10 protein-coding genes and 1 pseudogene are annotated in these 13,780 nt (G+C 62.4%); 8 read left to right on the forward strand and 3 right to left on the reverse strand.

Annotated features, from left to right (window positions below; translation table 11 throughout):
* Positions 1 to 25 precede the first annotated feature (25 nt).
* On the forward strand, positions 26 to 1,954 hold the full coding sequence (locus ACIPZG_RS17800) for an FTR1 family protein (RefSeq protein WP_400715791.1): 1,929 nt from the start codon (positions 26 to 28) through the stop codon (positions 1,952 to 1,954).
* Positions 1,955 to 2,025: 71 nt separating this feature from the next.
* On the forward strand, positions 2,026 to 2,478 hold the full coding sequence (locus ACIPZG_RS17805) for a YaiI/YqxD family protein (RefSeq protein ID WP_400715793.1): 453 nt from the start codon (positions 2,026 to 2,028) through the stop codon (positions 2,476 to 2,478).
* Here ACIPZG_RS17805 and elbB read toward each other — a convergent pair whose 3' ends face one another.
* Positions 2,479 to 3,144, reverse strand: a complete 666-nt coding sequence (gene elbB / locus ACIPZG_RS17810; RefSeq protein ID WP_400715794.1) for an isoprenoid biosynthesis glyoxalase ElbB — start codon at positions 3,142 to 3,144, stop codon at positions 2,479 to 2,481.
* 113 nt (positions 3,145 to 3,257) lie between these two features.
* Here elbB and ACIPZG_RS17815 point away from each other — a divergent pair.
* Positions 3,258 to 3,884 (forward strand): annotated as a pseudogene (locus tag ACIPZG_RS17815) (sterol desaturase family protein); the annotation flags it as partial.
* Positions 3,885 to 4,385: 501 nt separating this feature from the next.
* On the opposite strand, the gene ACIPZG_RS17820 reads toward ACIPZG_RS17815, so the two are convergent.
* On the reverse strand, positions 4,386 to 5,030 hold the full coding sequence (locus tag ACIPZG_RS17820; RefSeq protein ID WP_008096862.1) for a DedA family protein: 645 nt from the start codon (positions 5,028 to 5,030) through the stop codon (positions 4,386 to 4,388).
* A gap of 215 nt (positions 5,031 to 5,245) precedes the next feature.
* On the opposite strand from ACIPZG_RS17820, the gene ppk1 reads away from it, so the two are divergent.
* Positions 5,246 to 7,477 carry a polyphosphate kinase 1 gene (ppk1, locus tag ACIPZG_RS17825; RefSeq protein ID WP_400715796.1) on the forward strand — a complete coding sequence of 744 codons (2,232 nt, stop codon included), beginning with the start codon at positions 5,246 to 5,248 and terminating at the stop codon, positions 7,475 to 7,477.
* Here ppk1 and ppx read toward each other — a convergent pair.
* On the reverse strand, positions 7,464 to 8,966 hold the full coding sequence (ppx, locus tag ACIPZG_RS17830) for an exopolyphosphatase (RefSeq protein WP_008096859.1): 1,503 nt from the start codon (positions 8,964 to 8,966) through the stop codon (positions 7,464 to 7,466). The two genes, ppk1 and ppx, sit on opposite strands and share 14 nt — an antisense overlap.
* Before the next feature lie 243 nt (positions 8,967 to 9,209).
* Here ppx and trxA point away from each other — a divergent pair, with 243 nt between their 5' ends.
* From trxA to ACIPZG_RS17850, 4 genes are all read left to right on the forward strand, one after another.
* Complete coding sequence (trxA, locus tag ACIPZG_RS17835) at positions 9,210 to 9,539, forward strand: thioredoxin TrxA (protein WP_008096856.1); 330 nt, start codon at positions 9,210 to 9,212, stop codon at positions 9,537 to 9,539.
* A gap of 226 nt (positions 9,540 to 9,765) precedes the next feature.
* Positions 9,766 to 11,025, forward strand: a complete 1,260-nt coding sequence (gene rho, locus ACIPZG_RS17840) for a transcription termination factor Rho (protein ID WP_003253661.1) — start codon at positions 9,766 to 9,768, stop codon at positions 11,023 to 11,025.
* A 159-nt stretch (positions 11,026 to 11,184) separates the two neighbouring features.
* Complete coding sequence (gene ubiD, locus ACIPZG_RS17845; protein WP_008096851.1) at positions 11,185 to 12,651, forward strand: 4-hydroxy-3-polyprenylbenzoate decarboxylase; 1,467 nt, start codon at positions 11,185 to 11,187, stop codon at positions 12,649 to 12,651.
* Positions 12,651 to 13,619, forward strand: a complete 969-nt coding sequence (locus tag ACIPZG_RS17850) for a CDP-6-deoxy-delta-3,4-glucoseen reductase (protein ID WP_400715798.1) — start codon at positions 12,651 to 12,653, stop codon at positions 13,617 to 13,619. Before ubiD ends, ACIPZG_RS17850 begins: the two co-directional genes overlap by 1 nt.
* Positions 13,620 to 13,780 lie beyond the last annotated feature (161 nt).

The raw sequence follows: 13,780 nt of genomic DNA on the forward strand, positions 1-13,780 counted from the left end.
GAGGGAACCTGAGTGGAAGTGAACAATGTTCTCTTTCGTATTTCCTTCGAGATTGGCCATGAATTCCCGTTCCCGTCTGCTTGCCTGGTTGCTATGGCCCATGCTGGCGCTATGCAGCACCGTGGTGCTGGCCGAATCCCCTGCCGAGGCCGGCAAGGCCCTGCACCTGCTCGATTACATCGGCGCCGACTACCCGCCGACCGTGCGCGACGGCAAGGTGATCGACAGCGGCGAATACCGTGAGCAACAAGAATTCAGCGCGGTATTGGCCGATCTGGTCAAAGGGCTGCCAGCCAATGCCGAGCAAAACACCCTGGAGCAGGGCGTCCAAGCGCTGCGACAGGCCATCGACCAACGCCAGGACGGTGCCGCAGTCGCCAAACAGGCTCGCCAGCTGGGCGCGCGACTGGCGGTAGCCTATGAAGTCAGCCAGGCCCCGGTGATCACCCCGGACCCGGCCCGTGGCGCTTCGCTGTATGCGCAGAATTGCTCGATCTGCCACGGTGACACCGGCGCGGGCGACGGTCCGGCAGGCGTGGGCCTGGAACCTGCACCAGCCGACCTGCGCAAGACCGAGCGCCTGGACCAGCTCAGCCTGTTCGACCTCTACAACACGATCAACCTGGGCATCGATGGCACCGAGATGCCGTCTTTCGCCGACCAGCTCGATGACCGCCAGCGTTGGGACGTGGCCGCCTACATCGCCAGCTTCACCGCCGACCCGCAGGCGGCCAAGGGCGACAAGACCTGGAACCTGGCCGACCTGGCCCGGCAGACCCCGGCCGAAGTCGCTGCCAACGAAGGCGCCGCAGCCGTACAGGCATTCCGCGCCCAACGTGCCCAGCCGCCGCAGGTCAAGCGGGGCCCGGCGCAGCTGCTCGAATACACCGCCAGCACCCTGGAGAAGAGCCTGGCCGCCTACCGCGCAGGCGATCACGACCAGGCCTACGACCTCTCGGTAGCCGCCTACCTGGAAGGCTTCGAGCTGGTGGAAAGCTCGCTGGACAACATCGACACCCAGGCGCGCAAGGACACCGAAAAGTCCTTGATGGCCTACCGCCAGTCACTGCAGGACGGCTTGCCGGTCGCCCAGGCCGAACAGCGCATGGCCGAAGCCAAGGTCAAGCTTGACCAAGCCTCCAAGCTGCTGGGTAGCGATGGCCTGAGCTGGTCGCTGAGCTACATTTCCGGCCTGCTGATACTGCTGCGCGAAGGCCTTGAAGCCATTCTGGTACTGGCCGCGATCCTGGCCTTCCTGCGTAACACCGGCCAGCAGTCGGCGGTGCGCAGCGTCAATGTCGGCTGGGGCCTGGCGCTGGTCGCAGGCTTCGGCACCTGGGCGCTGGCGGCCTATGTGATCGACGTCGGTGGCGCCCAGCGTGAACTGCTAGAAGGCTGCACGGCGCTGTTCGCGTCGGTGATGGTGCTGTGGTTGGGCGTATGGATGCACGACCGCCGCCACGCCGCGGCCTGGCAGGACTACATCAAGAGCAGCCTGGTCAGCGGGGGCGGGCGCTTCGGCTTTGCCGTGCTGGCGTTCTTCTCGGTGTACCGCGAGCTGTTCGAGGTGATCCTGTTCTATGAAACCCTGTGGCTGCAGGCCGGCCCAGCTGGGCATCAGGCGGTGCTGGCAGGCGGTGCCACGGCGCTGGTGCTGTTGGTCGGCCTGGCCTGGGTGATTTTGCGCGGCTCGGCGAAACTGCCGCTGGCGCTGTTCTTCAGCATTAACGCGGCCTTGCTGTGTGCGCTGTCGGTGGTGTTCGCCGGGCATGGCGTGAAGGCGTTGCAGGAGGCGGGCGTACTGGGCACGCGGCCGGTGGCGTTCTTCGAGTTCGACTGGCTGGGGATTCATGCCGATGCGTATTCGCTGGCGGCACAGGCGGTGGCGTTGCTGGCTATTTTGGTGCTCTATGGGCGTAGTCGCCTGGCTGAGAAGCGCCGGGCTGCCGTTTAGGTGTTGATGTTGCTGGCCTCTTCGCGGGCTTGTCCCGCGAAGAGGCCGGCTCTGACAGAAGGGATTGCTACATGCGCATATGGATCGACGCCGATGCCTGCCCCAAGGCAGCCAAGGACCTGATCGTCAAATTCGCCCTCAAGCGCAAGCTGGAGGTCATCATGGTGGCCGGCCAGGCCGTGGCCAAGCCCGCCTTCGCCGTGGTGCGGCTGATCGTGGTGCCCAGCGGCATGGACGCTGCCGACGATTACCTGGTCGAGCACGCCGTGCCCGGCGAGCTGGTGATCTGCAGTGACGTTCCACTGGCCGACCGCTTGATCAAGAAGGGCGTGGCTGCGCTGGACCCGCGTGGGCGCGAATTCGACGAGCGCAACATGGGCGAGCGACTGGCGGTGCGCAACCTGTTCACCGAACTGCGCGAGCAGGGGCAGGTCGGGGGCGGGCAGGCGCCCTATGGCGAACGCGAGAAACAGGCGTTCGCCAATGCGCTGGATCGTATCCTGACCCGCCTGGCCAAAGGCTGATCACTCACCCTCGTGGGTCAGCTCCAGCACTCGGTCCACCAGCTTGTAGATGCCACCCGCCGCTTCACTGATCGACTTGGCGACCATGTAGGCGGGAGTGGTCACCAGCTTGCGCTGGGTGTCTTCGACGATGTCATGCACATCACATTCTTCATGGGTAGCACCCATCTTGACCATGGCGGCAGCGGTCCCGGCATCGTTGCCAATGGTGCAAACCACGCCCGGGCCATAGATCTTCGCCGCCAGCGCTGGCGAAATGCAGATCAGGCCGACCGGCTTGCAGGCCACGGCAAAGGCTTCGGCCAAGGCCAGCACATCCGGGTTCACGGTGCACTTGGCGCCATCCACGGCGAAGCTCGACAGGTTTTTCGCCGCGCCGAAACCACCGGGCACGATCAGCGCATCGAAGTCCTCGGCCTTGGCTTCACGGATATCCTTCACCTCACCACGAGCAATGCGCGCCGACTCCACCAGCACGTTGCGCGACTCAGGCATCTCTTCACCGGTCAGGTGGTCGATCACATGCAGCTGCGCGATATTCGGCGCAAAGCACTGTACCTGTGCACCGCGCTGGTCGAGGCGCAGCAGGGTGATCACGCTTTCATGGATTTCGGCGCCGTCGTACACGCCACAGCCGGAAAGAATCACCGCTACTTTTTTCGTCATGCTCATTACTCCATTTTCGAGGCACTAAATGTCCTCTAGTTTGGCAGATGTGGCCATAGGGATTCGCGCGGGCGCATCCTAATCTCAGTGGATAACCTTCGAGGCTACCCTCCATGGACCTTATTCTGCTGGCCGTGCCGTTCTTCTTCGTGCTGATAGCGGTAGAGCTGATCGCCGACCGTGTCCGCGGCCAGCGCAACTTCACCGTTGCCGATTCGATCAACAGCTTGAGCACGGGGGTGCTTTCCACCAGCACGGGCCTGTTGACCAAAGGGGTAGGGCTGCTGACCTATGCACTGGCCTGGGAGCACCTGGCGCTGCTGCGTTTGCCGGAGCAGGCCTGGTGGGTGTGGCTGCTGGCGTTCGTGCTGTATGACCTGTGCTACTACTGGCTGCACCGCCTGGGGCATGAACGCAATGTGCTCTGGGCCGCTCATTCGGTGCATCACCAGAGTGAGGAGTACAACCTCACCACCGCCCTGCGCCAGACCAGCAGCGGTTTCATCTTTTCGTGGATCTTCTACCTGCCGCTGGCGCTGATCGGCGTGCCGCCAGTGGTGTTCATCACGGTGGCGTCGTTGAATTTGCTCTACCAGTTCTGGGTACATACGCGCCATATTCCCAAGCTGGGCTGGCTTGAATGGGTGCTGATCACACCGTCCAATCATCGCGTCCACCATGCGCAGAATCCTGCTTACTTGGATCGCAACTACGGCGGGGTGTTCATTCTCTGGGATCGCCTGTTTGGCACCTTCAAGGAAGAGGATCCGGCCGAGCCGGTGGTGTTTGGCGTGACCACGCCGCTGGCGAGCTGGAACCCGTTGTGGGCCAACCTGCAGTTCTATGCACAGCTCTGGGACGATGCCCGGCGCACCCGACGCTTGTGGGACAAACTGCGTATCTGGTTCATGCCCACCGGTTGGCGCCCGGCGGATGTCGTTGGGCGTTATCCACAGGCCAAGCAGAACCTGGCGTTGTTCCGAAAGTTCGAGATTGCCTTGGGGCGCGCGCAGCAGGTGTATGTGGCCGCACAGTTCGTGGCCTACGTGGCGTTGGGCAGTTACTTGATGGACGTTGCCGAGCAGGTGCCGAGCGCCGCGCTGGTGCTGGGCTGGTCGGTGACGGCGTTTGGCCTGTTCGTGCTGGGTGCGGCCCTGGAGAACCGGCCGTGGGCAGTGCGCCTGGAACTGGCGCGGCTGCTGTCGAATGCGCCGGCGTTGTACCTGGCCGGCGCGTCTGGCTTAGTGCTGGTCACGCCCCTGGCGTGGTTCCTGCTCGGGGCTTACAGCCTTGTCAGCCTCTGGGCTCTGGCCTTCTGCCGCCGCTTTGCGCTCCGCGCGCAGGGTGCGGAAGCGCCGGCGCAACCAGAGCAGGCCACCCAGCAGCAACAGGCCGCCGAGCACCCATAGCTCGTACTTCTTCACGTTGCCCAGCATGCCTTCGAGGATGGCACCGAAGTGGTACGCGGCCGCGCCCAGGGCCAATGCCCAGACGGCCGCACCGATACCGTTGAGCAGCAGATAGCGCCGTGGTGGGTAGCCGGACAGGCCAATGGCCACGGGCATCACCGTGCGCAGGCCGTAGACGAAGCGAAAACTCAGCACCCAGATGTCCGGGTGGCGGCGGATGTGTTCCAGCGCTCGGTCGCCCATGGCCTGCCAGCGCGGTCTGCGCGCGAGGATGGCGCGGCCGTGGCGACGGCCCATGAAGTACCACAGCTGGTCGCCGGCATAACTGCCGAAGAACGCTACGACCACCACCAGGCTGATGTCCATGTAGCCGCGGAATGCGAGGAATCCCGCAAGCACCAGGATGGTCTCGCCTTCGAAGAAGGTGCCGAGAAAAAGGGCAAAGTAGCCGAAATCCTGCAGGAATTGTTGAAGCATTTTCTGAGGTGCTGGCGAAATGAACGCGCAGCCTACCCCTTCGCGCGCTTTCGTGAAAGTGTCCAAATGTGTCTCGACGTGAACTATTCCTACACGGACAATGCCTTCGGCCGCAAGTCATGGGCTTGCCTCAAGGTGTAACACAGGCGTCATAATGGCCGCTTATCGTCCCGCTCAATTGATGATAGGGCGTTAACGTCCTCAGGAACGTCCAGATGAATAATGAAGTGCTAACCCCTGTCGCGATCAAGGATGCCCAGGCCGTCCCCGAAGAAATGGTGCAGACCCCGCCAGACCTGCCCGAGGCCCCGGAGCCCGTGGTCGAAGCGGTTGTGCCTGCCCCTGCGCCGACCCCTGCCATCGCCGTTCCGAACCTGGACGACAGCAGCCTGTACATTCATCGCGAACTGTCGCAGCTGCAGTTCAACATTCGCGTGCTGGAGCAGGCACTGGATGAATCCTATCCACTGCTCGAGCGCCTGAAGTTCCTGCTGATCTTCTCCAGCAACCTGGACGAGTTCTTCGAGATCCGTGTGGCGGGCCTGAAGAAGCAGATCACGTTTGCCCGTGAACAGGCTGGTGCCGATGGCCTGCAGCCGCACCAGGCGCTGGCACGCATCAGCGAACTGGTGCACATCGAAGTGGAGCGTCAGTACGCGATCCTCAACGACGTGCTGCTGCCGGAGCTGGAAAAACACGCCATTCGTTTCATCCGTCGTCGTTACTGGACACCCAAGCTCAAGACCTGGGTGCGTCGCTATTTCCGCGACGAGATTGCACCGATCATCACGCCGATCGGCCTCGACCCGACCCACCCGTTCCCGTTGCTGGTGAACAAGAGCCTCAACTTCATCGTCGAGCTTGAAGGTGTCGACGCCTTCGGCCGCGATTCGGGCCTGGCGATCATCCCGGCGCCGCGTTTGCTGCCACGGGTCATCCGCGTGCCGGAAGAGGTAGGCGGTGCCGGCGACAACTACGTGTTCCTGTCGTCGATGATCCACGCCCACGCCGATGACCTGTTCCAGGGCATGAAGGTCAAGGGTTGCTACCAGTTCCGTCTGACCCGTAACGCCGACCTGTCGCTGGATTCCGAAGAGGTCGACGACCTTGCCCGGGCCCTGCGCGGCGAACTGTTCTCGCGCCGTTACGGCGACGCCGTGCGCCTGGAAGTGGCCGACACCTGCCCGAAACACCTGTCCGATTACCTGCTCAAGCAGTTCAGCCTGAGCGAGAGCGAGTTGTACCAGGTCAACGGCCCGGTCAACCTGACCCGCCTGTTCAGCATCACCGGGCTCGATAGCCACCCGGAGCTGCAGTACACGCCGTTCACCCCGGCGATCCCCAAGCTGTTGGTGAATGCCGACAACATCTTCAGCGTGATCAGCAAGCAGGACATCCTGCTGATGCACCCGTTCGAGTCGTTCACCCCGGTGATCGACCTGCTGCGCCAGGCCGCCAAGGACCCGCATGTGCTCGCCGTGCGTCAGACCCTGTACCGCTCCGGCGCCAACTCGGAGATCGTCGACGCCCTGGTGGACGCGGCGCGTAACGGCAAGGAAGTCACTGCTGTGATCGAGTTGCGTGCGCGGTTCGACGAAGAGTCCAACCTGCAGATGGCCAGCCGCCTGCAAGCTGCCGGCGCGGTGGTGATCTACGGTGTGGTCGGCTTCAAGACCCACGCCAAGATGATGCTGATCCTGCGCCGTGAACAAGGCGAGATCGTCCGCTATGCGCACCTGGGCACCGGCAACTACCACGCTGGCAACGCCCGCCTGTACACCGACTACAGCCTGCTGACCTCCGACGACGCCCTCACCGAGGACGTCGGCAAGCTGTTCAGCCAACTGATCGGCATGGGCAAGACGCTGCGCATGAAGAAGCTGCTGCACGCGCCGTTCACCCTGAAGAAGGGCATGCTCGACATGATCGCCCGGGAGACCCAGTTCGCCCTGGAAGGCAAGCCTGCGCATATCATCGCCAAGTTCAACTCGCTGACCGATGCCAAGATCATCAAGGCCCTGTACAAGGCCAGTCAGTCGGGGGTGAAGATTGACCTGGTGGTGCGCGGCATGTGCTGTCTGCGTCCTGGTATCCCGGGGGTGTCGCACAACATTCAGGTGCGCTCGATCATCGGCCGGTTCCTGGAACACACGCGGGTGTTCTACTTCCTCAATGGCGGCGAAGAGCAGATCTACCTGTCCAGCGCCGACTGGATGGAGCGCAACCTCGACAAGCGCGTCGAGACTTGCTTCCCGGTGGAGGGCAAGAAGCTGTTGCTGCGGGTGAAGAAGGAGCTTGAAGGCTACCTGACCGACAACACCCATGCCTGGACCCTGCAGCCCGACGGGCGCTACGTGCGCAGCAGCCCGACCGGCAACCAGAACCCGCGCAGTGCTCAGGCGACCTTGCTGGAGCGCCTGAGCCTGCCGGTGCTCAACGTACGCTGAGGACGAAATTGACCCGGGTCAGCCATTCCGCCTCGTTGGCGAAGTCGGCCTGGGTCAGTTGGTTCTGCTCCAGCCAGCCTTCCGGGAAGGCGACGTCGAGGCTGTTGTCGGCCGCTAGAAGCTGCACCTTGGGCATCTCTTGGGTGCCACGGATGTGGTGGAACAGGATGGCGAAACGCAGCAGCACGCACAGGCGCAGCAGTTTCACGCCTTCATCGCCCAGATCGGCGAACCTGTCCTTGGGAATATTGCGGCGGTGGCCGCGCACCAGCAGAGCCATCATCTGCTGGTCTTCGCGGGAGAAGCCTGACAGGTCGGAGTGCTCGATCAGGTAGGCGCCGTGCTTGTGGTAGTGGTAATGGGCAATATCCAGGCCGATTTCGTGAATTTTCGCCGACCAACCCAGCAGATCGCGCCAGTTTCCTTCTTCAAGATCCCACGCCTTGGCCACCTGGTCGAACGCATGCAAGGCCTTGCGCTCGACGCGCGCGGCCTGGCCCTGGTCGACGTGGTAGCGCTCCATCAGCGAGTTCAAGGTGCGTTCGCGCACGTCTTCGTGGTGATGGCGGCCGAGCAGGTCGAACAGCACACCTTCGCGCAGGGCGCCGTCGCAGTGGTCCATGCGCTGCAGTTCCAGCGCGTCGAAGATCGCTTCGAGAATCGCCAGGCCGGCCGGGAAGATGGTGCGACGGTCCGGCTTGATGCCGTCGAAGTCGATCTTGTCGACCTCGCCGAGCTTGAACAGCTTGCGCTTGACCCAGGCCAGGCCTTCGGCGGTGACCTCGCCATTGCCCAGGCCGCCGGCCTTGATCGCGGCGCCAATGGCGCGGATGGTCCCGGACGAGCCGATGGCTTCGTCCCAGGTCAGGCGGTGCAGGGCATTCTCGATGCTCATCAGCTCAAGGCGCGCGGCGGTGTAGGCCTGGGCGTAGCGCGCCGGGGTGATCTTGCCATCGCGGAAGTAGCGCTGGGTGAAGCTGACGCAGCCCATCTGCAGGCTTTCGCGCAGCAGCGGCTCGAAGCGCTGGCCGATGATGAATTCTGTACTGCCGCCACCAATGTCGGCGACCAGGCGTTTGCCCGGGGTGTCGGCCAGGGTGTGGGATACGCCCAGGTAGATCAGGCGCGCTTCTTCACGGCCGGAAATCACTTCCACTGGGTGACCCAGGATGGCTTCGGCGCGCTGGATGAATTCGTTGCGGTTACGCGCTTCGCGCAGGGCGTTGGTGCCGACGATGCGCACAGCGCCTGCGGGCATGCCGTTGATCAGCTGAGCAAAGCGCTTGAGGCACTCAAGCCCCCGTTCCATGGCTTCTTCGCTGAGCATGCGCGATTCGTCGATGCCGGCGGCCAGCTGAACCTTTTCGCCGAGGCGCTCGAGAATCCGTATCTCGGTGTGGTGGGCCTTGGCCACGACCATGTGAAAACTGTTGGAGCCAAGGTCGATGGCGGCGATCAGAGACAGGTTCTTCGCTGTAGTATGCGGCATGATCTGAGTGTTCTCGGTCGTTAACCCGGCAATCGTGCCACGATCCTTGGCTGTCGCCAACGCGCGGTACGCCAAGGGTTGATGCAAGGCAATGTGCCATTCGATGCTATGACACTTGTGTGACGGTTTCGATTCGAGGCGTCTTGCACAACTATAGTTACACTCAATCGTCCGTGACTTCCTGTAGGGCCTGGGTGCGGCTATCATGGGCCACGTTTTTTGCTTACGACCCTGGAGATATCCATGAGCAGCGATCTGATCAAACACGTCACCGACGCCACCTTCGAGACCGAAGTCCTGCAGGCTCAAGGCCCGGTGCTGGTCGACTACTGGGCTGAATGGTGCGGCCCATGCAAGATGATCGCGCCAGTACTGGACGACATCGCCTCCACCTACGAGGGCAAACTGACCGTCGCCAAGCTGAACATCGACGACAACCAGGAAACCCCGGCCAAGCACGGCGTGCGTGGCATCCCGACGCTGATGCTGTTCAAGAACGGCAACGTCGAGGCCACCAAGGTCGGCGCGCTGTCCAAGTCGCAGCTGGCCGCGTTCCTCGACGCCCACCTGTGATGTGAAAAAGCCCCGCAAATGCGGGGCTTTCTTTTTTAACCCACTAGACGTCGAAAAAAGCAAGTGTTACATTCGACCTCGCACTGCTTCTCCAGTGCCCTCTGCATGCCGTCGCCGAAGCATCCCTAATTCGAATCAGTACGCGATCCTGTCGCCATCTAGCGGCGCGGCCTCATTAAGCCAACGCTTAATTCTCCCTTCCTTACATGATTACGTCATTCCCCTTATGAACCTGACTGAACTCAAGCAAAAGCCGATTACCGATCTTTTGGAAATGGCCGAACAGATGGGCATCGAAAACATGGCCCGTTCGCGCAAACAGGACGTGATTTTCGCCCTGCTGAAAAAGCATGCGAAGAGCGGCGAAGAGATCTCGGGTGACGGCGTGCTGGAGATTCTCCAGGATGGTTTCGGTTTCCTGCGTTCTGCTGATGCGTCCTACCTGGCCGGCCCCGACGATATCTATGTCTCGCCCAGCCAGATCCGCCGCTTCAACCTGCGTACTGGCGACACCATCGTCGGCAAGATCCGCCCACCGAAGGAAGGGGAGCGTTACTTCGCCCTGCTGAAGGTCGACACCATCAACTTCGACCGCCCGGAAAACGCGAAGAACAAGATCCTGTTCGAAAACCTGACGCCGCTGTTCCCGAACAAGCGCCTGAAGATGGAAGCTGGTAACGGCTCCACCGAAGATTTGACCGGTCGCGTCATCGACCTGTGCGCACCGATCGGCAAAGGCCAGCGTGGCCTGATCGTCGCCCCGCCGAAAGCGGGTAAAACGATCATGCTGCAGAACATCGCGGCGAACATCACCCGTAACAACCCCGAGTGCCACCTGATCGTTCTGCTGATCGACGAGCGCCCGGAAGAAGTGACCGAAATGCAGCGCACCGTGCGTGGCGAAGTGGTCGCTTCGACCTTCGACGAGCCGCCGACCCGCCACGTGCAGGTTGCCGAGATGGTCATCGAGAAGGCCAAGCGCCTGGTCGAGCACAAGAAGGACGTGGTCATCCTGCTCGACTCCATCACCCGTCTGGCGCGTGCCTACAACACCGTGATCCCGAGCTCCGGCAAGGTACTGACCGGTGGTGTCGACGCCCACGCCCTGGAGAAGCCGAAGCGCTTCTTCGGCGCCGCGCGTAACATCGAGGAAGGCGGTTCGCTGACCATCATCGCCACTGCGCTGGTGGAAACCGGCTCGAAGATGGACGAAGTGATCTACGAAGAGTTCAAGGGTACCGGCAACATGGAGCTGCCCCTGGACCGTCGCATTGCTGAAAAGCGTGTGTTCCCGGCCATCAACATCAACCGCTCCGGCACCCGCCGCGAAGAGTTGCTGACCGCTGATGACGAACTGCAGCGCATGTGGATTCTGCGCAAGCTGCTGCACCCGATGGACGAGATCGCCGCCATCGAGTTCCTGGTCGACAAGCTCAAGCAGACCAAGACCAACGACGAGTTCTTCCTGTCCATGAAGCGCAAGTAAGCGCTTCCGACCGGAAATGATTGGGGCTGCTTCGCAGCCCATCGCCGGCAAGCCGGCGATGGGACGCGAAGCGGCCCCAAATCATTTTTGCCCCCAATAAAGCCCTGAACGGCGCTACACTCTGCACCCCGACCGATACGGCCAACACGAGGCACATGCATGCAGTATCGCGATTTGCGCGACTTCATCCGTGGCCTGGAGCAGCGCGGCGAACTCAAGCGCATCCAGGTTCCGATTTCCCCCGTTCTGGAGATGACCGAGGTCTGCGACCGCACGCTGCGCGCCAAGGGCCCGGCGTTGCTGTTCGAAAAGCCCACGGGCTTCGACATTCCGGTACTGGGCAACCTGTTCGGCACCCCGGAACGGGTGGCCATGGGCATGGGCGCCGAGTCGGTCGATGAATTGCGTGAAATCGGCAAGTTGCTGGCCTTCCTCAAGGAGCCAGAGCCGCCGAAAGGTTTGAAGGACGCCTGGTCCAAGCTGCCGATCTTCAAGAAGGTCGTGTCGATGGCGCCGAAGGTGGTCAAGGATGCGGTGTGCCAGGAAATCGTGGTCGAGGGCGATGACGTCGACCTTGGCCAGCTGCCGATCCAGCACTGCTGGCCGGGCGACGTGGCGCCGCTGATCACCTGGGGCCTGACGGTTACCCGTGGCCCGAACAAGGACCGCCAGAACCTGGGCATCTATCGCCAGCAGGTGATCGGCCGCAACAAAGTCATCATGCGCTGGCTGAGCCACCGTGGCGGCGCGCTGGATTACCGCGAATGGTGCGAGAAGCATCCGGGTCAGCCATTCCCGGTCGCCGTGGCCCTGGGCGCTGACCCAGCGACCATCCTCGGCGCGGTGACGCCCGTGCCGGATACCCTGTCCGAATACGCTTTCGCCGGCCTGCTGCGCGGCAACCGCACTGAGCTGGTCAAGTGCCGTGGCAGCAACCTGCAGGTCCCTGCCACCGCTGAAATCATCCTCGAAGGCGTGATTCACCCGGGCGAAATGGCACCCGAAGGCCCGTATGGTGACCACACCGGCTACTACAATGAAGTGGACAGCTTCCCGGTGTTCACTGTCGAGCGCATCACCCATCGGCAAAAGCCGATCTACCACAGCACCTACACCGGGCGACCGCCAGATGAGCCGGCGATCCTCGGCGTAGCGCTGAACGAAGTGTTCGTGCCGATCCTGCAGAAGCAGTTCCCGGAAATCGTCGATTTCTACCTGCCGCCGGAAGGCTGTTCCTACCGCATGGCGGTGGTGACCATCAAGAAACAGTACCCAGGCCATGCCAAGCGCGTGATGTTGGGTGTGTGGTCGTTCCTGCGACAGTTCATGTACACGAAGTTCGTTATCGTTACCGATGACGATATCAACGCCCGCGACTGGAACGATGTGATCTGGGCCATCACCACGCGCATGGACCCCAAGCGTGATACGGTGATGATCGACAACACGCCAATCGACTACCTGGACTTCGCGTCGCCGGTATCGGGGCTGGGGTCGAAAATGGGCCTGGACGCCACGCACAAGTGGCCGGGCGAGACTACACGCGAATGGGGCCGGGTCATCGTCAAGGACGAGGCCGTCACCCGCCGTATCGATGAGCTGTGGGATCAGTTGGGAATAGATTGATGCAGGTAACGTTGCAGCCGTCCGGGGCAGTGCTGGCGCTCGAACCCGGGGAACGGATCCTGGAAGGTGCGCGGCGGCTGGGCTATGACTGCCCGAGCAGCTGCCGCAATGGCAATTGCCATGTCTGCGCCGCGTTGTTGGTCGAAGGCCGTGTTCGTCAGGAAGGTGAGGTCCGTGACCACGGCGAGCTGTTCACCTGCATTGCCGAACCGCTGGAGGACTGCGTCTTGCTCTGGGATGGTGTGCTGGCCCTGGGTGAACTGCCGGTGCGCAAGCTGGCGTGCAGCGTCACCGAGTGCGTCGAGGTTGGCGGCGATGTCTGGCGCGTGCGCCTGCGCGCGCCTGCGGGCAAGCCACTGCGCTATCACGCCGGGCAGTATCTGATGATCGAGCGCGAGGGCGGCAAGCAGGCCGCCTTCTCCCTGGCCTCGGCGCCCCATGGTGGACGTGACCTGGAGCTGCACGTGCTGTGCCGCGAAGACAGCGCCCAGCAGCTGCTGGCGCAGTTGAAGCGTGATGGCATTGCCCGCATCGAGATGCCGTTCGGTGACGCGCACCTGGCCGAGTTGCCCGAGGGGCCGCTGGTGCTGATTGCTGCGGGCACTGGCATGGGGCAGATGCACAGCCTGGTCGAGCACTGCCGCGCCCAGGGCTTCAAGTACCCAGTGCACCTCTACTGGGGCGTGCGCCGTCCCGAGGACTTCTACACCCTCGAACACTGGGACGAATGGCAGCGCCTGCCGAACCTGTTCCTGCACAAGGTGGTCAGCGACCTGTGTGGTTGGGAAGGCCGTTGCGGCCTGCTGCACGAGGCAGTTTGCGAAGACGTCGCGGACCTCAATGCTGTTCACGTCTATGCCAGCGGTTCGCCCAACATGGTCTACGCCACCCTTGATGCGCTGGTGGAGAAGGGCATGGATGCGCACCGGATGCGCGCCGATGTGTTTGCCTACGCGCCACGCGGTTAATAACCGAACTTCTTGTTAGTGGGTATAAGGCGGTAATTGTTACCGCCTTGGCCAATAACTATCGCGTAACTTGGAATAATCCTCTCCAATCGTCGGAAGTTTGCGTAAGACTTTGCTTGCAGGGCTTGAGCACGGGCGTGTTTGTATCCTAAGGTAAATGC

The organism is Pseudomonas sp. NPDC089395 (assembly GCF_044749525.1).
In the GTDB taxonomy this organism is placed as follows: domain Bacteria; phylum Pseudomonadota; class Gammaproteobacteria; order Pseudomonadales; family Pseudomonadaceae; genus Aquipseudomonas.

Coding starts and splice junctions, on each gene's coding strand:
- rho (WP_003253661.1), top strand. CDS start 9,766: ATGAACCTGACTGAACTCAAGCAAAAGCCGATTACCGATCTTTTGGAA.
- ppk1 (WP_400715796.1), top strand. CDS start 5,246: ATGAATAATGAAGTGCTAACCCCTGTCGCGATCAAGGATGCCCAGGCC.
- ppx (WP_008096859.1), bottom strand. CDS start 8,966: ATGCCGCATACTACAGCGAAGAACCTGTCTCTGATCGCCGCCATCGAC.
- trxA (WP_008096856.1), top strand. CDS start 9,210: ATGAGCAGCGATCTGATCAAACACGTCACCGACGCCACCTTCGAGACC.
- ACIPZG_RS17820 (WP_008096862.1), bottom strand. CDS start 5,030: ATGCTTCAACAATTCCTGCAGGATTTCGGCTACTTTGCCCTTTTTCTC.
- ACIPZG_RS17800 (WP_400715791.1), top strand. CDS start 26: ATGTTCTCTTTCGTATTTCCTTCGAGATTGGCCATGAATTCCCGTTCC.
- ACIPZG_RS17850 (WP_400715798.1), top strand. CDS start 12,651: ATGCAGGTAACGTTGCAGCCGTCCGGGGCAGTGCTGGCGCTCGAACCC.
- ubiD (WP_008096851.1), top strand. CDS start 11,185: ATGCAGTATCGCGATTTGCGCGACTTCATCCGTGGCCTGGAGCAGCGC.
- ACIPZG_RS17805 (WP_400715793.1), top strand. CDS start 2,026: ATGCGCATATGGATCGACGCCGATGCCTGCCCCAAGGCAGCCAAGGAC.
- elbB (WP_400715794.1), bottom strand. CDS start 3,144: ATGACGAAAAAAGTAGCGGTGATTCTTTCCGGCTGTGGCGTGTACGAC.